28 protein-coding genes are annotated in these 19,316 nt (G+C 63.1%); all 28 read left to right on the top strand.

Annotated elements, in window-relative coordinates; genetic code table 11:
• Positions 1 to 7 precede the first annotated feature (7 nt).
• The 28 genes from nifN to OOT43_RS11025 all read left to right on the top strand — a co-directional run bounded on the left by nifN (position 8) and on the right by OOT43_RS11025 (position 19,313).
• Positions 8 to 1,381 (top strand): nitrogenase iron-molybdenum cofactor biosynthesis protein NifN, encoded by a 1,374-nt coding sequence (gene nifN / locus OOT43_RS11160; protein WP_266020654.1) that lies wholly within the window; start codon positions 8 to 10, stop codon positions 1,379 to 1,381.
• Between the two features lie 43 nt (positions 1,382 to 1,424).
• Positions 1,425 to 1,850: a nitrogen fixation protein NifX gene (gene nifX, locus OOT43_RS11155; RefSeq protein ID WP_266020653.1), complete on the top strand. Its 426-nt coding sequence runs from the start codon at positions 1,425 to 1,427 to the stop codon at positions 1,848 to 1,850.
• The gene (locus tag OOT43_RS11150; RefSeq protein WP_266020652.1) at positions 1,843 to 2,322 is read left to right on the top strand and encodes a NifX-associated nitrogen fixation protein; all 480 of its coding nucleotides are present in this window, start codon (positions 1,843 to 1,845) and stop codon (positions 2,320 to 2,322) included. Before nifX ends, OOT43_RS11150 begins: the two co-directional genes overlap by 8 nt.
• A 13-nt stretch (positions 2,323 to 2,335) precedes the next feature.
• On the top strand, positions 2,336 to 2,527 hold the full coding sequence (locus tag OOT43_RS11145) for a CCE_0567 family metalloprotein (RefSeq protein WP_169602473.1): 192 nt from the start codon (positions 2,336 to 2,338) through the stop codon (positions 2,525 to 2,527).
• 9 nt (positions 2,528 to 2,536) lie between these two features.
• Positions 2,537 to 2,848, top strand: a complete 312-nt coding sequence (gene fdxB, locus OOT43_RS11140) for a ferredoxin III, nif-specific (RefSeq protein ID WP_266020651.1) — start codon at positions 2,537 to 2,539, stop codon at positions 2,846 to 2,848.
• A gap of 49 nt (positions 2,849 to 2,897) precedes the next feature.
• Positions 2,898 to 3,503 (top strand): nitrogen fixation protein NifQ, encoded by a 606-nt coding sequence (locus tag OOT43_RS11135; RefSeq protein ID WP_266020650.1) that lies wholly within the window; start codon positions 2,898 to 2,900, stop codon positions 3,501 to 3,503.
• Entirely contained in the window at positions 3,482 to 4,552 is a 1,071-nt protein-coding gene (gene ygfZ, locus OOT43_RS11130; protein WP_266020649.1) for a CAF17-like 4Fe-4S cluster assembly/insertion protein YgfZ, read from the top strand. Before OOT43_RS11135 ends, ygfZ begins: the two co-directional genes overlap by 22 nt.
• 35 nt (positions 4,553 to 4,587) lie before the next feature.
• Entirely contained in the window at positions 4,588 to 4,968 is a 381-nt protein-coding gene (apaG, locus tag OOT43_RS11125; protein ID WP_266020648.1) for a Co2+/Mg2+ efflux protein ApaG, read from the top strand.
• Between the two features lie 56 nt (positions 4,969 to 5,024).
• On the top strand, positions 5,025 to 5,645 hold the full coding sequence (clpP, locus tag OOT43_RS11120) for an ATP-dependent Clp endopeptidase proteolytic subunit ClpP (protein ID WP_317133982.1): 621 nt from the start codon (positions 5,025 to 5,027) through the stop codon (positions 5,643 to 5,645).
• Positions 5,646 to 5,732: 87 nt separating this feature from the next.
• Positions 5,733 to 7,001 carry an ATP-dependent Clp protease ATP-binding subunit ClpX gene (clpX, locus tag OOT43_RS11115; RefSeq protein WP_266020647.1) on the top strand — a complete coding sequence of 423 codons (1,269 nt, stop codon included), beginning with the start codon at positions 5,733 to 5,735 and terminating at the stop codon, positions 6,999 to 7,001.
• A gap of 379 nt (positions 7,002 to 7,380) precedes the next feature.
• Positions 7,381 to 8,592 carry an IscS subfamily cysteine desulfurase gene (locus OOT43_RS11110; protein ID WP_266020646.1) on the top strand — a complete coding sequence of 404 codons (1,212 nt, stop codon included), beginning with the start codon at positions 7,381 to 7,383 and terminating at the stop codon, positions 8,590 to 8,592.
• Positions 8,593 to 8,632: 40 nt separating this feature from the next.
• On the top strand, positions 8,633 to 9,052 hold the full coding sequence (gene iscU / locus OOT43_RS11105; RefSeq protein WP_266020645.1) for a Fe-S cluster assembly scaffold IscU: 420 nt from the start codon (positions 8,633 to 8,635) through the stop codon (positions 9,050 to 9,052).
• A 25-nt stretch (positions 9,053 to 9,077) separates the two neighbouring features.
• Positions 9,078 to 9,470 carry an iron-sulfur cluster insertion protein ErpA gene (gene erpA / locus OOT43_RS11100; protein WP_266024896.1) on the top strand — a complete coding sequence of 131 codons (393 nt, stop codon included), beginning with the start codon at positions 9,078 to 9,080 and terminating at the stop codon, positions 9,468 to 9,470.
• A gap of 26 nt (positions 9,471 to 9,496) precedes the next feature.
• A complete protein-coding gene (gene iscA / locus OOT43_RS11095) occupies positions 9,497 to 9,820 on the top strand; it encodes an iron-sulfur cluster assembly protein IscA (protein ID WP_266020644.1) in 324 nt (107 codons plus the stop codon).
• Positions 9,790 to 10,365 (top strand): Fe-S protein assembly co-chaperone HscB, encoded by a 576-nt coding sequence (hscB, locus tag OOT43_RS11090; protein ID WP_317133981.1) that lies wholly within the window; start codon positions 9,790 to 9,792, stop codon positions 10,363 to 10,365. The genes iscA and hscB overlap by 31 nt, the downstream gene beginning before the upstream one ends.
• On the top strand, positions 10,365 to 12,224 hold the full coding sequence (gene hscA / locus OOT43_RS11085) for a Fe-S protein assembly chaperone HscA (protein WP_266020642.1): 1,860 nt from the start codon (positions 10,365 to 10,367) through the stop codon (positions 12,222 to 12,224). Before hscB ends, hscA begins: the two co-directional genes overlap by 1 nt.
• Positions 12,225 to 12,226: 2 nt before the next feature.
• On the top strand, positions 12,227 to 12,565 hold the full coding sequence (gene fdx, locus OOT43_RS11080; RefSeq protein ID WP_266020641.1) for an ISC system 2Fe-2S type ferredoxin: 339 nt from the start codon (positions 12,227 to 12,229) through the stop codon (positions 12,563 to 12,565).
• A gap of 8 nt (positions 12,566 to 12,573) precedes the next feature.
• The gene (gene nifV, locus OOT43_RS11075) at positions 12,574 to 13,728 is read left to right on the top strand and encodes a homocitrate synthase (RefSeq protein ID WP_266020640.1); all 1,155 of its coding nucleotides are present in this window, start codon (positions 12,574 to 12,576) and stop codon (positions 13,726 to 13,728) included.
• Positions 13,729 to 13,766: 38 nt separating this feature from the next.
• Positions 13,767 to 14,105, top strand: a complete 339-nt coding sequence (gene nifW, locus OOT43_RS11070) for a nitrogenase-stabilizing/protective protein NifW (RefSeq protein ID WP_266020639.1) — start codon at positions 13,767 to 13,769, stop codon at positions 14,103 to 14,105.
• 64 nt (positions 14,106 to 14,169) lie between these two features.
• Positions 14,170 to 14,496, top strand: a complete 327-nt coding sequence (locus OOT43_RS11065; protein ID WP_266020638.1) for a (2Fe-2S) ferredoxin domain-containing protein — start codon at positions 14,170 to 14,172, stop codon at positions 14,494 to 14,496.
• 13 nt (positions 14,497 to 14,509) lie between these two features.
• Complete coding sequence (locus OOT43_RS11060; RefSeq protein ID WP_266020637.1) at positions 14,510 to 14,998, top strand: hypothetical protein; 489 nt, start codon at positions 14,510 to 14,512, stop codon at positions 14,996 to 14,998.
• A 54-nt stretch (positions 14,999 to 15,052) separates the two neighbouring features.
• On the top strand, positions 15,053 to 15,361 hold the full coding sequence (locus OOT43_RS11055; RefSeq protein WP_266020636.1) for a 2Fe-2S iron-sulfur cluster-binding protein: 309 nt from the start codon (positions 15,053 to 15,055) through the stop codon (positions 15,359 to 15,361).
• Positions 15,362 to 15,598: 237 nt separating this feature from the next.
• Positions 15,599 to 15,931, top strand: a complete 333-nt coding sequence (gene grxD, locus OOT43_RS11050) for a Grx4 family monothiol glutaredoxin (RefSeq protein ID WP_266020635.1) — start codon at positions 15,599 to 15,601, stop codon at positions 15,929 to 15,931.
• Positions 15,932 to 15,936: 5 nt separating this feature from the next.
• Positions 15,937 to 16,185 carry a BolA family protein gene (locus tag OOT43_RS11045; protein WP_266020634.1) on the top strand — a complete coding sequence of 83 codons (249 nt, stop codon included), beginning with the start codon at positions 15,937 to 15,939 and terminating at the stop codon, positions 16,183 to 16,185.
• Between the two features lie 19 nt (positions 16,186 to 16,204).
• Positions 16,205 to 16,438, top strand: coding sequence for an FmdB family zinc ribbon protein (locus OOT43_RS11040; RefSeq protein WP_266020633.1), 234 nt, complete (start codon positions 16,205 to 16,207; stop codon positions 16,436 to 16,438).
• Positions 16,439 to 16,471: 33 nt separating this feature from the next.
• Complete coding sequence (locus tag OOT43_RS11035; protein ID WP_266020632.1) at positions 16,472 to 18,175, top strand: AAA family ATPase; 1,704 nt, start codon at positions 16,472 to 16,474, stop codon at positions 18,173 to 18,175.
• Between the two features lies 1 nt (position 18,176).
• The gene (locus tag OOT43_RS11030; RefSeq protein ID WP_266020631.1) at positions 18,177 to 18,428 is read left to right on the top strand and encodes a hypothetical protein; all 252 of its coding nucleotides are present in this window, start codon (positions 18,177 to 18,179) and stop codon (positions 18,426 to 18,428) included.
• A gap of 207 nt (positions 18,429 to 18,635) precedes the next feature.
• Positions 18,636 to 19,313, top strand: coding sequence for a fumarylacetoacetate hydrolase family protein (locus OOT43_RS11025; RefSeq protein ID WP_266020630.1), 678 nt, complete (start codon positions 18,636 to 18,638; stop codon positions 19,311 to 19,313).
• The last annotated feature ends 3 nt before the right edge of the window (positions 19,314 to 19,316 follow it).

The raw sequence follows: 19,316 nt of genomic DNA, 5'->3' as shown, positions 1-19,316 counted from the left end.
CGGTTCCATGGCTAAAGTCACCCATACCCAGAAGGCTTGCGCGGTCAACCCGCTGAAGATGAGCCAGCCGATCGGCAGCGCGCTGGCCTTCATGGGCATCAAGAACTGCATGCCGCTGTTCCACGGCTCGCAGGGCTGCACCTCGTTCGGCCTGGTGCTGTTCGTGCGCCATTTCAAGGAAGCCATACCGCTGCAGACCACCGCCATGAGCGAGGTCGCTACCGTGCTGGGCGGGCTGGAGAACGTCGAGCAGGCGATCGTCACCATCGCCAACCGGCAGAAGCCCTCGATCATCGGCATCTCCTCCACCGGGGTGACCGAGACCAAGGGCGACGACGTCGATGGCTACCTCAAGCTGATCCGCGAAAAGCATCCCGAGCTGGATCACATCGCCCTGGTCTACGTCTCGACCCCGGATTTCAAGGATGCGTTCCAGGACGGCTGGGCCAAGACCGTGACCCGGATGATCGAGCAGCTGGTCGAGCCGGTGCCGGCGGACGCGGTACGCGATCCGGCCAAGGTCAACCTGTTGCCGGGCGCCCACGTGACGCCGGGCGATCTGGACGAGCTGCGTGACCTGATCGAGGCCTTCGGCATGGAGCCGGTGATCCTGCCCGATCTCTCGGGTTCGCTGGACGGCCACGTGCCCGACGATTTCACCCCGACCACCATCGGCGGGATCGGGCTGGAAGAGATCGCCGCCATGGGGCTCTCGCGCCACACCATCGCGGTGGGCGAGCAGATGCGGCCGGCCGCCGAGGCCATGGAGAAGAAGACCGGCGTCCCGTACACCCTGTTCGACCGGCTCACCGGACTGGAAGTCAATGACGAATTCATTACCCTGCTGGCGGGTTTGAGCGGCCGGCCGGTGCCGAACAAGATCAAGCGCCAGCGCAGCCAGCTGGTGGACGCCATGCTCGACGGGCATTTCCACTTCGGCGGCAAGCGCATCGCCATCGGCGCCGAGCCGGATCTCTTGTGGACGCTGAGCGGCTGGTTCCGCGAACTCGGCGCCGAGGTTGCCGCGGCGGTGACCACCACCGAATCGCCGTTGCTGGAGCGCATCGCCACGGCGGAAGTGCTGATAGGCGACCTGGAAGACCTGGAAAAGCGCGCCGCCGACTGCGATCTGCTGGTGACGCATTCACACGGCCGGCAGGCGGCGGAACGGCTGGCGATCCCGTTCTACCGCATCGGCATCCCGATGTTCGACCGGCTGGGCGCGGCGCACCAGACCATCGTCGGCTATCGGGGCACCCGCGATCTCATCTTCGAGATCGGAAACATGTTTATCGCCAGCGGCCACGAGCCTAACCCTGGGACTTGGTCTCTACCGGAGGAAACGGGACATGTTGGCGAGAAGGCGCTTGCGGCTCATTAAGCCCCAAGATGTATCGGACGAATCGTTTAATCGCGGAGGAAGCATGAAAGTCGCATTCGCTACCCAGGATCTCAAGCGCGTCGACGCCCACTTCGGCTGGGCCAAGAACATCGCCATCTACGAACTCTCGACCGAGGGCGGCGAGTTCATCGAGGCGATCCAGTTCGAGGGCGATCTGCAGGAAGACGGCAACGAGGACAAACTGGCGCCCAAGCTGGAGGCCATCAAGGACTGCGCCATTCTCTACGTCGCCGCCATCGGCGGTTCCGGGGCTGCGCGGGTCGTGGCCCAGGGCATCCATCCCATCAAGGTGCCCCAGCCGGAGCCCATCGCCGAGCTGCTGGACAAGCTGCGCGACGTTCTGAGAGGCAATCCGCCGCCCTGGCTGCGCAAGGTGCTGGCGAAAGAAGGCAAGGGTCAGGAACGCTCATTCGATTTTGAAGACGACGAAGAGGTGCAACATGGCTGAAGCAGCCGCAGTACTGGCGGAAACCCCCGCCTCGCCGATGGACTCGGCGTTCATCAAGGAACTGGTCAAGCAGTGGCGGGCCCAGGATTCCTACGGGACTTGGGAAGGCAAGAGCGACGAGCAACTGCTCGAGCCCTACATCCTCGACAAGGCCAAGCGCGCAGAAATCCCCATCATCGGCGACCCCGATCCGGAGACTCTGTGGCGTCTCGAGTTGTTCTACGCCGCCGTGGGCCTGTCGATCGAGCGCGCCACCAAGGTGATGGTCACGCCGATGATGAAGATGTCCCACGAAGGCTTCGGCCGCATGGTGCTGATCGCCGGCCGGCTGGTCGTGGTCAACAAGCAGTTGCGCGACGTGCATCGCTTCGGTTTCCCCACCATGGAGAAGCTGGCTGAGGAAGGCGAGAAGCTGGTGAATGCCGGGGTGGAAATGATCACCCGCTACCCCGATGTGGCGAACTACAGCTGATTCGAGGTGTCCGATGAGCGATGAAGCAGAAGAACTGAAGGCGAAGCTGAAAAAGCTCAATGCCCAGGCCACGGCCTTGAAGATGGACCTGCACGATCTGGCCGAGGATCTGCCTACGGGCTGGCCGAAAATCATGGAGGTCGCCGAAAAGACCTACGAGGCCTATCGTCAGCTGGACGAGTTCCGCAAAAGCACTGCCAGTTAGGAGTGAATCATGAGTGAATTTTCCGTTACCCTCCCCAGCGGGAAAGTCTGGGTGCCGAAGTTTGTCGGCGAGATCAACCAGGACAAGTGCATCGGCTGCGGGCGTTGCTACAAGGTCTGCGGACGTGAGGTGCTGGAGATGGTCGGCATCAACGAAGACGGCGAAGCCGTCGCCATCAGCGCCGACGAGGATGACGATGACGACGACGAGTACGACAAGAAGGTGATGTCGATCGCCAACGTCGACAACTGCATAGGCTGCGAGTCCTGCGCCAAGATCTGCCCTAAGCAGTGCTACACTCACGTGCCCCTGGCGGCTTGATCCAAGGCTTGCCGGGTGTGGTTTTTCTTCATGCCGGGGAGCACAGAGCATGTTGGCCAGAAACGACGTTTTCAGCTATGACCCCTTGCTGGCGTACGCGAAGGATCCGCGGGAGCCGTTGATCCTCACATTCGCCTCGGCCATCGAACTCGCGCGCAGTTCTTCGCGGCTGGCCGGCCGCGAGGGCTTCGGCCTCGACCACGCCGAATTCTGCGCGCTGCTTGACCGCTATTTCCCCGGCGCGCGTGGCGTCTACATCAAGCCGGCGCCGACGGTCATGGATGCGGCACGGCGGGCGCCGGCCGATGAATTCGATTCGCTCCTGGGGCTCCTGTTGGATTACTGCGGGCGCGATGCAGCGGAATCCCGTTGGCTTGCGCACGCCATCGCCGCCTGCTGCATGGGCGACGACCACCTTTGGCAGGACATGGGGCTGGCGGACCGGAAGGCGCTGTCAGAGCTCCTGGCGTGCCATTTCCCTGCGCTGTTCGCCCGCAATACCGGCGGTATGCGCTGGAAGAAATTCTTTTACAAGCAGCTCTGTGAACGGGAAGGCGCTTTCGTTTGCCGTTCGCCGACCTGCGCGGAATGCGACGAATACGCGAACTGTTTCGGACCCGAGGAGGATGATGCATGGCAGCCGGTGAAGCGTTGAAAGTGCAGATGGCCGGGAGTGCCGCCCCGAATGCTCCCACCGAATGGGCGGATTTTCTGGACCGCTTCGTTCCTGCGGCGGGCGACGGCGCGGAACTCGCCCTGGGTGGGAGTCTCGTCGCCGACCTGTCCCATTTCGGACTGATCGAGGTCAAGGGCGAGGAGGCTGGCAAATTCCTGGGCAGCATGCTGACTGGCGACGTACGCCTGGTATCGGAGACCCTGGGCCAGTTCACCAGCTGGTGCGACGGCAAGGGACGGATCCAGGCCACGTTCTGGCTGTTCCTGCGGGACGGAGCCTATTACCTGCTGTTGCCGGAAGAACTGCTGCCGGGCGTCATCGCGCGGCTGAGGATGTTCCTCCTGCGCACCAAGGCGGCTATCGCCGATGCCAGCGGTACGCTGGCCCGGATCGGGTTGTCCGGTGCCGGGATCCCGGAAACGCTGGGCTTGGCCTTGCCGGAGCAGAGGGGCGGGACTGCGGTGGTCGGTGACTGTACTCTGATTGCCCTGGGCAGCGAGCCGCGGTCGCGCTGGCTGGCGGTCGGAAGCCCCCGGGCCGTGATCGCCCTCTGGGAAAAGCTCGCAGTGGCGGCCAGGCCGGCGGGAACGGGTGCCTGGGCGTTGCTGGATATACTGGCCGGCATCCCGCACGTTGTGGCCGATACCGCCGGCGAGTTCATTCCCCAGATGCTCGACCTCGAAGTCCTCGGCGGCCTGAGCTACAAGAAAGGCTGTTACCCCGGACAAGAGGTGATCGCCCGCCTGCATTACCGGGGCCAGCTCAAGCGCAAGGTGTTTCTGGCTTATGCCGACTATTCCGAGGTCCCGGTACCGGGCACCAGGCTGTATCGGCCGGGTTTCGACGAAAGCGTCGGCCTCGTCGTCTCGGCGGCTAAGGATGGCCGAGAGCACCGGATCGCCTTACTTGTCGTCGCGGTAATCGACCAGAAGGCGTTGGGGGACATCCATTTCGGGAATGCCGAAGGTCCGCTGCTGGTATTCGCCGATCAGGATGGTGAGCCGCCGGCTTCCGACGCCGGCTGCTGAAGGGCCGGCGAATCATGAACGAAAAGGACAATGCCATGAGACGTAAGCCCTATGAGCTCAAGGTCGAAGTCAAGGCCGTTTATCTGCGGGAGCACTCCCAGCCCGACGCCGACCAATATACCTTCGCTTATACCGTGACGATGGAGAATACCGGCACCGTGCCGGCCAAACTCCTGGGTCGGCGCTGGATCATCAGCGACGCGAACGGCAAGACGGTGGAAGTGGTCGGCGAAGGCGTGGTGGGGGAGCACCCTTATCTCCGCCCCGGCGAGGCCTTCGAATATACCAGCGCGGCGACCATCGCCACGCCGGTCGGCAGCATGCACGGCAGTTATCAGCTGATCGCCGACGACGGGATGCCGTTTGAGGCGCCCATCGCAGCATTCAGCCTCGCGATCCCGCGCCGGCTGCACTGAACCGCTACAAAGGAGCGAGGACGAATCCGATGAACTTCATGAAGGATAGGTACGGCATGGACAACGCAACACGGGCCGCCGGCGGACTGGTTCCGGTGGTGGTGGAGCAGTCGGCGCGCGGCGAGCGGGCCTTCGACATCTATTCGCGGCTGCTGAAGGAGCGGGTCATCTTCCTGGTGGGCCAGGTCGAGGATTACATGGCCAATCTCGTGATCGCCCAGTTGCTGTTCCTGGAATCGGAGAATCCCGACAAGGACATCCACCTCTACATCAATTCGCCTGGCGGGCTGGTGACGGCGGGGCTGGCGATTTACGACACGATGCAGTTCATCAAGCCCGACGTCAGCACGCTCTGCGTCGGCCAGGCCGCCAGCATGGGCGCCCTGCTGCTGGCCGGGGGCGCGGCGGGCAAGCGCTATTCGCTGCCGCATTCGCGGATCATGATCCACCAGCCGCTGGGCGGTTTCCAGGGTCAGGCTTCCGACATCGATATCCATGCCCGTGAGATCCTGGCGGTGCGTGAACGGCTCAATAAAATCCTGGCGCAGCATACCGGCCAGCCCATCGAAAAGATCCAGGTTGATACCGATCGCGACAATTTCATGGGCGGAAACGACGCAGTGGAATACGGCCTGATCGACAAAGTACTCGTGAATCGCGCAGCTGGCGCGGCCTGAGCGGCTGGCTCGCAGTTTGGCGCACAACTTGCCAGTCAAAGGGAGAGTGACAGCCAAACACCGTTCCTAACCAGGGGAGTAAGCGCCATGAGCGAAGACAGGAAAAACAAAGAGTCCGGCAAGCTGCTGTATTGCTCGTTTTGCGGCAAGAGCCAGCACGAAGTCAGGAAACTCATCGCAGGCCCCGCCGTGTTCGTCTGCGACGAATGCGTCGAGCTGTGCAACGACATCATCCGCGAAGAGTTGCAGGGCAGCGAGGCCGGTGCAGCAGAGGGCCTTCCCAAGCCGAAGGAAATGAAGGCGATTCTGGACGAATACGTCATCGGCCAGGACAAGGCCAAGCGCATCCTGTCGGTCGCCGTGTACAACCATTACAAGCGCCTCAAGGCCAGAACCTTCAAGAACGATGTGGAACTGGCCAAGAGCAACGTCCTCCTGATTGGTCCGACGGGTTCCGGCAAGACTCTGCTGGCTGAGACCCTGGCGCGGGTGCTGGACGTCCCCTTCACCATCGCCGACGCCACCACCCTCACCGAAGCCGGGTACGTCGGCGAGGACGTCGAGAACATCATCCAGAAGCTCCTGCTGGCCTGCGATTACGACGTGGAAAAGGCCGAGCACGGGATCGTCTACATCGACGAGATCGACAAGATTTCGCGCAAGTCCGACAGCCCATCCATCACCCGCGACGTGTCCGGGGAAGGCGTGCAGCAAGCCCTGCTCAAGCTGATGGAGGGTACCGTCGCCTCGGTACCGCCGCAGGGTGGGCGCAAGCACCCGCAGCAGGAGTTCCTGCAGGTCAACACCGCCAACATCCTGTTCATCTGCGGCGGCGCCTTCGCCGGGCTCGACAAGACCATACGTTCCCGTTCGGAAAGGAGCGGTATCGGCTTCTCGGCTGAAGTGAAAAGCAAGGAAGAGAACACCAACCTCGGGGAGGTCCTGGCGGGGGTCGAAGCCGAAGACCTGGTCCGCTACGGCCTGATACCGGAATTCATCGGCCGCCTGCCGGTCGTGGCGACGCTCGAGGAACTCGACGAAGCGGCGCTGGTCAGCATCCTGACCGAGCCGAAAAATGCGCTCGTCAAGCAGTACGCCCGGTTGTTCGAAATGGAAGGCTGCGAGCTGGAAATCCTGCCGGAGGCCCTGGGAGCCATCGCCCGGCGCGCCATGGAGCGCAAGACCGGCGCGCGGGGCCTGCGGACCATCGTCGAGCATGCCCTGCTCGACACCATGTACGAATTGCCGTCCGCCGAGGACGTCGTCAAGGTTGTGATCGACGAGAAGGTGATCCGGGGCGAAACCGAGCCCTATCTGGTTTACAGGACCGACGAGAAGCAGTGCGTCTCAGCCTAGCCGGTGAGGCGGGTAGAAAGGCCGGGGCGACCCGGCCTTTCTCGTTTCCGTAGACGAAGGCAGCGTCGCATCGCTTTCACCGTTTCGGTGCATCGTGTCGAGTTGTAGCAAATCCGACAAAAACACCGGCACCACCCATCCTTCCTGCTCAAACCTTCGTAATCCGTACCATACAGGTCCTCTTTGCGCGCCGGGCGCTTTGGAAGGGCGCCGGGCCGGCCGCTCCTTGTCGACAACGAGACAAACCGGTTTTCGTCTTATTGCGGATTAAAGTTAATAAAATCCGTTTGTTAGCGTTATTCTCGAGAGTGGCCCGAGGTTTGCAAGATAGAGATCAAGGCAAACCGCCTATCCTCATGGCGAACTCGGAGAACATGCAATGAAGCTACCGGTCTATTTCGATTACTCGGCAACGACGCCGGTCGACCCACGTGTTGCCGAGAAGATGATCCCGTTCCTGACGGAAAACTTCGGCAACCCGGCCAGCCGTTCCCACAGCTTCGGCTGGACCGCCGAGCAGGCGGTGGAGAACGCGCGGGAGGAAGTGGCGAAGCTGGTCAACGCAGATCCCCGGGAAATCGTCTGGACCTCCGGCGCGACCGAATCGGACAACCTGGCCATCAAGGGCGCGGCCGAGTTCTACCAGACCAAGGGCCGCCATCTCATCACGGTGAAGACCGAACACAAGGCAGTGCTCGATACCATGCGCGAGCTGGAGTCCGCGGGCTTCGAAGTGACCTACCTCGAGCCGATGGCGAACGGCCTGCTGGACCTGGAGGCTTTCAAGGCGGCGATCCGGCCCGATACCTCGCTGGTGTCCGTCATGCACGTCAACAACGAGATCGGGGTGATCCAGGACATCGCGGCGATCGGCGAGATCTGCCGGGAGCGCGGTGTGATCTTCCACGTCGATGCCGCCCAGTCCACCGGCAAGGTTGAAATCGACCTGGAAAAGCTGCCGGTCGACCTCATGTCCTTCTCCGCCCACAAGACCTACGGCCCCAAGGGCATCGGCGCGCTGTACGTGCGGCGCAAGCCGCGCATCCGGCTCAAGGCGCAGATGCACGGCGGCGGCCACGAGCGGGGACTGCGCTCCGGCACCCTGGCCGCGCACCAGATCGTCGGCATGGGCGAGGCCTTCCGCATCGCCCGCGAAGAAATGGCGGCGGAGAATGCACGCATCCGCGGGCTGCGCGACAAGCTGCTGGCCGGTCTCAAGGACATGGAAGAGGTGTTCGTCAACGGCGACCTGGAACAGCGGGTGCCGCACAACCTGAACATCAGCTTCAACTACGTGGAGGGCGAGTCCTTGATGATGGCAATCAAGGATCTGGCGGTGTCCAGCGGCTCGGCCTGCACCTCGGCCAGCCTCGAGCCTTCCTACGTATTGCGCGCCCTGGGGCGCAGCGACGAACTGGCCCACAGCTCGATCCGCTTCACCCTGGGCCGCTATACCACGGCGGAGGACGTGGATTTCGCCATCTCCCTGATCAAGGACAAGGTCGCTCGCCTGCGCGAGATATCGCCCCTGTGGGAGATGTACAAGGACGGGATCGATCTCAACACCGTTCAGTGGGCCGCAGCGCATTAAGGCGCCCGAAGCCCTTCACCATCCAATCAGGAGAACAACAATGGCGTACAGCGATAAAGTCATCGACCACTACGAAAATCCCCGCAACGTCGGCTCCTTCGACAAGGACGAAGACGGCGTAGGTACCGGCGTGGTGGGCGCTCCGGCCTGCGGCGACGTGATGAAGCTGCAGATCAAGATCAACGACGAAGGCGTGATCGAGGATGCCAAGTTCAAGACCTACGGCTGTGGCTCGGCGATCGCCTCCAGTTCGCTGGTCACCGAATGGGTCAAGGGCAAGACCGTCGACGAAGCCCTGGCCATCAAGAACTCCGAGATTGCCGAGGCGCTGGCGCTGCCGCCGGTGAAGATCCACTGCTCGGTGCTGGCCGAGGATGCGATCAAGGCTGCGGTCTCGGACTACAAGGCAAAAACAGGCGTGGCCGACGAAGGCTACGAAATCTGCAAATCGGCGGCCTGAAGGCGAGGAAACCGTTATGACAGCCATGACCAGCATTGTCGATCTGACGCCGGCCGGCCCTGCATTGATTTTCACCGGCAATGCGGCGGCCAAGGTCAACGAGTTGATCGCCGAGGAGGGCAATCCGGCGCTGAAGCTCCGGGTCTATGTCTCCGGCGGCGGCTGCTCGGGATTCCAGTACGGCTTCTCGTTCGAGGAGGCCGTGAACGAGGACGATACGGCGGTGGAGAAGGACGGCGTGACCCTGCTGGTCGACCCCACCAGTCTGCAATATCTGCAGGGCGCCGAAATCGATTACCAGGAAGGGCTGGAAGGTTCGCGTTTCGTCATCAAGAACCCGAATGCGACCTCTTCCTGCAGTTGCGGCAGTTCCTTCTCCGTCGAAGGTGGCGGCGGTTCGAGCTGCTCGTCCCACTGAGACTGTTTTTTGAATGGAGGGCAACGATGGCAGTAACCCTGACAGAAAAGGCGGCGGTCCAGGTGCAGAAGCATTTGACCGCGCGCGGTGCGGGCGTCGGGCTGCGGCTCGCCGTCAAGACTTCGGGCTGTTCGGGCCTGGCGTACACCCTGGAGTTCGTGGACGAGCCGGCGCCGGAGGACCAGTTGTTCGAAAGTTTTGGTGTCACCGTGCTGGTCGATCCGAAAAGCCTGGTCTATCTGGAAGGCACCGAGCTGGATTTCGTGCGGGAAGGCTTGAATGAGGGCTTCAAGTTCAACAACCCCAACGTCAAGAACGAATGCGGTTGCGGCGAGAGTTTCAACGTTTAGGAGCGATGGCTATGAGCGAAATGGCGCCCCGTAATTTTTACGAATTTTTCCAGATGCCCGAAATGTTTCGGCTGGACTTGAGCGTGCTCGATAGCCATTACCTGGAGCTGCAGGCCCGTGTCCATCCGGACAAGGCGGCTCATCTGAGCGATGCGGAAAAACGCCTGTCTCTGCAATGGGCGACTTTCGCCAACGAGGCCTATCAGACCTTGAAGCGTCCGCTGGACCGGGCGCGTTACCTGCTCAGGATCCATGGCGTGGATACGCGGGAGGAGGACAACACGGCGATGCCGGCGGAATTCCTGCTGGAGCAGATCGAATGGCGGGAGGAAATGCAGGACGCCATCGCCGGCCGCAGTGAAGCGGCGCTGGACCGGCTCGGCTTTCGGCTGAAGAAGGAAATGGATCATCTGATCGAATCGCTCGGCGCCATGCTCGACATCAAGCAATCGCATCCGGACGCCGCGGTGCTGGTGCGCCAGCTCGCCTTCCTGGAAAAACTCAAACGTGATCTCGATCAGGCGCACGCCCTGCTGGAGGACTGATGCTGCTACAGATTTCCGAACCCGGCGCCGCCGTAAAGCCGCAACAGCGGCTCGCGGTAGGCATCGACCTGGGTACGACCAATTCGCTGGTGGCCACCGTCCGGGACGAGCGGACGGTGGTGTTCGGCGACGCTCAGGGCCGGACCCTGCTCCCCTCGGTAGTGCGCTACCTCGACGGCGGGGCTGCCGAGGTCGGCTACGAGGCCAAGGCCCGGCAGAGCGAAGACCCCGAGAACACCTTCGTTTCGGTTAAGCGCTACATGGGGCGGGGCCTGAACGACATCGCCGAGCACCACGGGGCGCCCTACAAGTTCGTTGAAGGCGAGGGCATGGTGCAGTTCGACACCCGCGCCGGCCGGATCAGTCCGGTTCAGGTATCGGCGGAAATTCTCAAGGTTCTGCGCGACCGGGCGGTCGCGGAACTGAGCGGTGAACTGGCGGGCGCGGTGATCACGGTGCCGGCCTATTTCGACGAGGCGCAGCGCCAGGCGACCAAGGACGCCGCAAAGCTCGCCGGGCTGGAGGTATTCCGGCTGCTGAACGAGCCGACCGCTGCGGCGGTCGCCTATGGGCTCGACAACGCCGCCGAGGGGGTGTATGCAGTCTACGACTTAGGGGGCGGCACCTTCGACATCTCGGTGCTGAAGCTCACCCGCGGCGTATTCGAAGTGCTCGCCACCAACGGCGACCCGGCCCTGGGGGGCGATGATTTCGACCGCGCGGTCTACGACTGGCTGCTCGCACAGAGCGGTTTCAGCGGGCTGTCCAGCAGCGACGCGCGGCTGCTGATGGCTGCCTCCCGCGTCGCCAAGGAGCAGCTTTCCGACCGGGCCGGGGCGGCCATCGACACCGCGCTGTCGGACGGTTCCCGGATCGCGCTGACGCTGAGCCGCGATACCTTTGCGGAGCTGACGGCCGGCTTGGTGAAGAAAACGCTCGCCCCGGTCCGGAAGGCGCTGCGCGACGCCGGACTCGCCATCGACGACATCAAGGGCGTGGTCCTGGTCGGCGGCGCGACCCGCATGCCCTGCATCCGGGAGGCGGTGGCCGAATTCTTCCAGCAAACGCCGCTCACCGATCTCGATCCGGATAAGGTGGTGGCGCTGGGCGCCGCCATGCAGGCCAACATGCTGGCCGGCAACCGCGCCGGCGGTGATTGGCTGCTGCTCGACGTCATTCCGCTGTCGCTGGGCATCGAAACCTTAGGCGGCCTGTGCGAAAAGATCGTGCCCCGCAACACCACGATTCCGGTGGCGCGGGCCCAGGAATTCACCACCTGGAAAGACGGTCAGACCGCCATGAGCATCCACGTGGTGCAGGGCGAGCGCGAGCTGGTGAGCGAATGCCGCTCGCTGGCGCGTTTCGAGCTGCGCGGCATCCCGCCGATGGCGGCAGGCGCGGCGCGCATCCGGGTGACTTACCAGGTCGATGCCGACGGGCTCCTCAACGTGACTGCAGCCGAACAGACCAGCGGAGTCGAGGCAAGGATCGAGGTCAAGCCGTCCTACGGGCTTAGCGACGGTGAAGTGGCGCGGATGATCGAGGATTCGTACCTGCACGCCCGCGACGACCTGGAAGCGCGGCGGCTGCAGGAGCAGAAGGTCGAAGCCTCGCGTCTGGTCGAGGCCACCGAGTCGGCATTGGCCGAGGACGGCGGGCTTCTCAGCGAGGAAGAACTCGAGGTCCTGGTGAAAGGCTTGCAGGTTCTCAAAGGTGCGATGGAGGGCTCGGACTGGCAAGCGATCAAGAATGCCGCCGATGCGTTGAACGACGCCAGCACCGAATTCGCCGGGCGCCGAATGGATTACAGCATCAAGGCCGCGCTCACCGGCCAGAAGCTGGACAGCCTGGGAGTCTGAGCATGCCGCAGATCAAGGTGTTGCCCCATGCCGAACTGTGCCCGGAAGGCGCCGTCATCAAGGCCAGTTACGGTCAGAGTATCTGCGATGCCTTGCTGCACGGCGGCATCGAAATCGAGCATGCCTGTGAAATGGCTTGCGCCTGCTCCACTTGCCACGTCATCGTGCGGGAAGGCTACGACTCGCTGAACGCTGCCGACGACGCCGAGGACGACATGCTGGACCGGGCCTGGGGTCTCGAGCCGCATTCCCGGCTGGCCTGTCAGGCGGTGGTGAGCAAGGCCGATCTGGTCATCGAACTGCCACGCTACAGCCGTAACCTGGCGAAGGAACTCAAGTGAGGTCAGCCATGGCTATGCACACGGTCACCATCAACGACACCACCCTCAGGGATGGCGAGCAGACCGCCGGGGTCGCATTCACCGCCGAGGAAAAGCTTTCCATCGCCCAGGCGCTGGCTCGGGCCGGCGTGCCGGAAATGGAAGTGGGCATACCGGTCATGGGCGCCGAGGAGCAGGAGGTGATCCGGGCGATCGCGGGCCTGGGGTTGCCGACCCGGCTGATGGTCTGGGGCCGGATGTGCGAGCAGGATCTGGCCGCGGCCGCCGGCTGCGGGGCCGATCTGGTGAACCTGTCGATTCCGGTATCGGACATCCATCTCCGCCACAAGGTGAACCGGACCCGTGAATGGGTGCTGGCGAGCATCGACCGTTTCGTGAAGCTGGGGTTGGATACCGGCATGGAAGTCTGCGTCGGCTGCGAGGACGCATCGCGCGCCGATCCCGATTTCATGGCGCAGGTCGCCCAGGCGGCGCAGCAAGCCGGCGCCCGGCGCATCCGCTTCGCCGACACCCTGGGCCTGCTGGAGCCGATGTCGACCTTCGAGCGCATTCGCCGGCTGGCCGGAGGCACCGATCTGGAAATCGAGATGCACGCCCACAACGACTTCGGGCTGGCGACGGCCAATACCCTGATGGCGGTGCAGGCCGGGGCGAGTCATGTGAACACCACGGTCAATGGCCTGGGAGAGCGAGCCGGGAATGCAGCCATCGAGGAAACCGTGATGGCCCTGCACCAGCTTTACGGCATCGATACCGGCATCGCCGTCGATCATTTTCCCGAAATTTCCGGGCTGGTGGCCACCGCTTCCGGCCGGCCGGTGGCGGCCAACAAGAGCATCGTCGGCGAGGCGGTGTTCACCCATGAAGCCGGCATCCATGTCGACGGCCTGCTCAAGAACGTCATCAACTACCAGGGTGTGGACCCGAAGGAGCTCGGCCGCGAGCACCGCCTGGTGCTGGGCAAACATTCCGGCACTCACGCGGTGAAGCGGAGCTTCGGCCTGCTCGGGATCGACCTGACCGAGGTGGACGCCGGCAGGCTGCTCAAGCGCATCCGCATCCACGCCTGCCAGACCAAGCGGCCGCCCAGCGAGACCGAGCTGAAGCTGTTCTACGCCGAAACCTCGGTGTCGTCCCAGCCGCGCCCGGGTCTGTTCGGCTGAGGACAATTCCAAACCTAATTTTCCGAAGGGGACTCATCATGAATCCGGTGTTGCAGCGCATACAAAGTTTTTCCGCAGCCGAGGAATTCCTCGACTTCTTCGGCGTCGAGTACGAGCCCTCGGTGGTGCACGTCAACCGGCTGCACATCCTGAAGCGCTTCAACCAGTACCTGAACCGAAGCCCGATTCCGGACGACATGGACGAGGCCACCGCCATGGCGACCTGCAAGTCGCTGCTGAGCCAGGCCCACGATGACTTCGTGAAATCGAACGCGGCCCAGGAAAAGGTGTTCAAGGTGTTCCAGGATCAGGAAGGCAAGAGCATCTCGCTGGACAGCATGAAAGCGAGCCTGTCCACGCGCGGCCAGCGGGCCTGAGATTTCTCCCCTCTCCCTCTTGGAGTGGGAGCCAACGATTGTTCAACAAAGGAGAGGACTTTTCATGCCAAAACCCAGTAAGCACGTCTTCGTCTGCGCCCAGACCCGTCCGCCCGGCCATCCGCGCGGTTCCTGCGGCCAGCTCGGTTCCACCGCGGTGTTCCAGACCTTCATGCAGCAGTTCGAGGCCGGCCAGCTCTACGGCCAGTTCGCGCTGACCAGCACCGGCTGCCTGGGCACCTGCGATCTCGGGCCGACCGTCCTGGTCTATCCGGAGGGCGTGATGTATTCCAAGGTGAGTCCGGCAGACGTGTCCGAGATCATCGAAGAACATCTGAAGAACGACCGGCCGGTCGAAAGGCTGCTCGCCCCGGCCGCGCTCTGGAGCTGACGGGAGCCGGACGATGGCCGCCAGCGCCGATCCCATGCGTTCGTTCTATGCCGGCGAGGTGCCCGCTCAGGTGGGAGGCCTCCTGGAGCAGGCGATGAGCGCCTACGCCGACACCGAACAGGCCGAAGCCTACTTGCGGCAGGCGCACGCCGAGGCGCCCGAGGCCTTGTCGGTCTATTTCTCGATGTACAAGTTCTATTTCTACAAGGGACGCCTGGCCGATGCCGAGCGGGTCGTACGGATGGCGCTGGAGGCGGCGGCGCTGCAAGGCGGTTTTCCGAACGACATCGAGGCATTGACGCCCGGCACCGTCGATTGGCAGCGCTACGATGCGCCGCAGCATTTCTACCTGTTCTCGCTCAAGGCGCTGGCCTTCATCCGGCTGCGCAGGGGCGAGCGGGAGGACTGCGAACGCCTGTTGGCCAAGCTGGGCGAGCTGGACCGGAACGACAGCGTCGGCGCTTCCGTGATCCGGGCTTTTGCGGAAGGGAGCGCCGCTTGATCGACCTTTGGATTTTTTAAACCCCCTAAGACACACACTATAAGAGGACGCTACATGTCTACCCTGACCATCCAGCCTGCCGGAAAAACCATTGAGACACGGGAAGGCGCATCCCTGCTCGAACTCATCATGGAAGCCGGCGAGGCCATCATGCACAAGTGCGGCGGCAACGCCCAGTGCGGCTCCTGTCACATCTTCCTGCAGACCGGCCGCAAGAGCGTGTCCAAGATCGGCGCCGAAGAGAACGCCAAACTGGACACGATCGTCGGCGTCGGCTCCAAGTCCCGCCTGGCGTGCCAGGCGAAAGTCACCGGCGACGAGGACATCACCGTCGAGCTGCTGGGCTTCGCGTCCGGCTTGTAAGTAGCGCGTTTCGCTCCCTTCCCTTCTCCCTTGGGGCAATATCGTCAAATTAAGGACCGTCTCGTCACCCCGGCAGGGAATGCCGGGGGCCAGGAACCAATGATGGTCACGGCCTAGCACACCCTAGTGCCCCTGGGTTCCGGCAACCCCTGCCGGAAAGACGGCTTAACTGAACGGCATGGACCCTGAAGGAGCGGGGACGAGGGTGCAGTTTCTTCCAATTCGAGAGGTATCGCCATGAGCAATATCGAAGACACCATCCGCGACCAGATCGCAAAACATCCGGTCATCCTTTACATGAAGGGCGTACCGGAGATGCCCCAGTGCGGATTTTCCGCCAAGGCCGTGTCCTGCCTGCAGTCCGCCGGCGTGCCGTTCGCCTACGTGAATATCCTGGCGGCGCCGTCCATCCGGGAGAAGCTGCCGAGCATCTCCCAGTGGCCGACTTTCCCGCAGCTCTTCATCGGCGGCGAACTGGTCGGCGGCAGCGACATCGTCAGCGAACTGTCGGCCAGCGGCGAGTTGAAGACCCTGCTCGATGCCGCCGTCGCCGGACAGGCAGAAGGTTAAAGCCCATGGAAATCGCCGAAGTCCGCGCGCTCATCGAAACGGGTATTCCGGGCTGTGAAGTCCGGGTGGAAGGCGAGGGCTGCAGTTTTTCTGCGGTGATCATCGGCGAGGCGTTCGAGGGCCTGAACTCGGTCAAACGGCAGCAGAAGGTTCTGGCTACCGTCACCGAGCCTTTGTCCACCGGTGCCCTCCACGCCATCAGCATGAAAGTCTATACGCCGGCGGAATGGAGCCGTCTGGCCGATTCCGCTTGAGTTAGACCAGGAGCCAGCCATGCCCCTATACGATTTCCTCTGCCGCGACTGCGGCCAGACCTCGGAACTGCTGCTCAAGCTCAGCGACACGCCGGTCTGCCCGCATTGCGGCGGTAGCAACATGGAGAAACAGTTGGCGCAGATCGCGCCGCACATGAAGACGCCGGGCATGCTCCAGAAGACACGCGCCCAGGCCGCCAAGGAAGGGCATTTCAGCAATTACAAACCGTCCGAGCGTCCGCGCTTGAAATGACCCATTGAACCCCGAACGGGCGAGGGCAGTGCCGTGAAACTTCAGATCGAAAAGCCTTACGTCGAGGCCATGGTTACCGAGTTCCCGCGCCTGGCGGCTTTGCAGGAGCAACTGCGGTTCGGGAACAAGGCCGAGATCGCCTTCGTCCAGTTGGAAAATGCCGAGGTCAACTTCCTGCGCAACCTGTACGAAGAAGCCGGCCCCGACCTGAAGCAACGGGCGGTGCAGATTGCCGTGCTGCAGAAAGCGCTCAACGACGACGGCGTGCGCTTCGAGGCGAACGAGCTGGAGCAGGCCGTGCCCGCCATCGCCCGCTATCTCGCGACCGGCGCCCTCCGCGGCTGGGTGTTCACTGCCAACGTCACCAACCGGCCCTTGCCCTACGTCATCACCCGGCTCGATTACATTCCGGAATCGAACGACGAGATCGGCAAGATCATCATCGAGCTGAAGGCCAATGCCAAGGGCAATCTCGCTACCGTCGCCCTGCGCATCACCGCCAGCGATGTCGCCGGCCGGACCGTGGGCGAGATCTTCGCGGCCAAGGGGTTTCTCAAGGAGACGCCCGAATTGGTCGAGGCCTACGAGCGCACCGTGGCCCGTTATTTCGACTGGCGCGCCCGCTACGGCGCCCAGTTTTCAGGACAAGGCATCGGCTTCTACGCGGAAGACCCGTCTTCTACTCACCGCGACACCGACTGGTCGCGCAAGGATGTCATCGTGCTGTCTTCCGGCGGCGGCAGTGCCCGCTTGGTGAACGACGAGGGCATCCTCACCCAGCGTGCGCTGACGCTGGACGCCACCGGCGACATTCTGGGGCCTTATCTGCGCAAGGCCGCCAAGAGCAACCGCTACGACGCCGAGGACGAAGTCCAGGAACTGCATGACGCGATGCCGGAGGGGTTGTTCACCCAGCTCCCGGTGCATCCCTACATCCTGATGTTCCACCTGGAGCTGCATCATTATCTGTGGGTGCATGTCGACGACGTCAGCCCCTACGAGTACCAGCCGGAGTTGAAGCGTAAGCTGGTGCTGCCGGAGGAGCAGACCGATTTGATCGACATCCTCACCGCCGAGATGGACGTGCTGATGGACGACATCGTGGCCGGCAAGTCCGGCGGCACCACGGTGCTCTGCGCCGGTCCGCCGGGCGTCGGCAAGACTCTGACCGCCGAGGTCTATTCCGAGATCATCCGGCGTCCGCTGTACCGGGTGCATTCCGGCCAGCTCGGCCTCAGCGTGGCGGCCATGGAGACCGCGCTGAAGGACGTGCTGACCCGTGCCCAGCGCTGGGGCGCCGTCATGCTGATCGACGAGGCTGACGTCTACATCAAGCGCCGCGACGACGACATCACCATGAACGCCGTGGTCGGCGTGTTCCTGCGGGTGCTGGAATATTTCAACGGCCTGTTGTTCCTGACCACCAACCGGGTGGACGACATCGACGAGGCCATCGTCTCCCGCTGCATCGCCCTCATCAAGTTCTATCCGCCCGACCGCGACGACCGTTGCAAGATCTGGCGGGTGATGACCGGCCAGTTCGCACTGGCGGTGGACGAGGCGCTGATCGGCCAACTGGCGGACGTCTTCCCCGCCGCTACCGGGCGCGACATCAAGGGCTTGGCCAAGCTGGTGGCCAAATATTGCTCACACAAGCGGGTCGCGCCCAGCCTGGAGGTGTTCAAGCGCTGCTCCATCTTCCGCGGCATGGACCTGGGACCGGCGGAAGAGGCTTGAGATGGGCGAACGCTTCGTCGTCGCGGAAATGAACACGCATCACTTCATGTTCCGCGGCGCCGGCGCGACCGCCGCCATGGCCCGCGAGGCCTTGCTCAGAGCCTGGACCGCGCACCGCAGCGCCTTGCTGGCGCAATACCCGGAACGGGAAGGCAGCCTTCCCGAAGCGGAAAAGATGGAAGAGCATTTCAGGATCTATTACCTGGAATTCGAAATGGACGCCGGATACCGCTGGCCGGACCGGCTGGTGTAACAAACGGTTAAAAGTCCCCCTCCCTCTGGGACAAATCTGCCGGGAGCAGATTTGCGGTGCTAGGCACGACGCCTGGCATGAGAGGGATTTAGGGTGAGGGTGTATCGTTGGCGTTTGCAGTGATGGTCCGAGCCAAGGTTTTCCCTCACCCCGGCCCTCTCCCAAAGGGAGAGGGGGCAGGAATAACATGATCGGATAAGAGAAGACATGAACTACGCTTTCCCACCCGCCCCCGTAATTACCCTCGACGCCATGTCGAGCAACCCGTTTCCGGTGCGCCGCATTTTTTGCCTCGCCCGCAATTATCCGGTGCCCGGCCAGGAAGCGGTCAAGCCCGCCGAGCCGAGCTTCTTCCTGAAACCGCCCGGCACCATCCTGCAGAACAATTCGGTGCTGCCGTATCCGCCCGGTACCGACGCACTGTTTCCCGAGGTGGAAATGGTGGTGGCGCTGCATAAGGGCGGCCGCAACATCCCTGCGGACAAGGTCGACTACGACTACGTGTTCGGCTATGCGGTAGGCCTCGACATGACCTTGCGCGACGCGCTCGACACCGCCATCGCACAGGGGCTGCCCTGGGAAAAGGCCAAAGCCTTCGACCATTCCTCCCCATGCTCGGCGATCACGCCGGAGTTCTACGCAGGGAACATTGCCAGCGGCAAGATCGAACTCAAGGTCAACGGCGAGGTCCGGCAGAGCGGCAACGTGGCCGACATGCTGTGGAAAATTCCGGAGACGGTGCATTATCTTTCCACCCGGATGGAGCTATTCCCCGGCGATCTCATCTACACCGGCACGCCGGGCCTGGCAGGTCCCGTGGTCCAGGGCGATGTGATCGAAGCCACGGTGGCGGGACTGGAGCCCTTGATCGTCACCATCGGATAGCGG

The sequence above is a fragment of the Methylococcus mesophilus genome, from assembly GCF_026247885.1.
In the GTDB taxonomy this organism is placed as follows: Bacteria; Pseudomonadota; Gammaproteobacteria; order Methylococcales; family Methylococcaceae; genus Methylococcus; species Methylococcus mesophilus.
The sequence above is the reverse complement of the archived record's forward strand: the minus strand, read 5'-3'. Positions and strand labels throughout refer to the sequence as shown.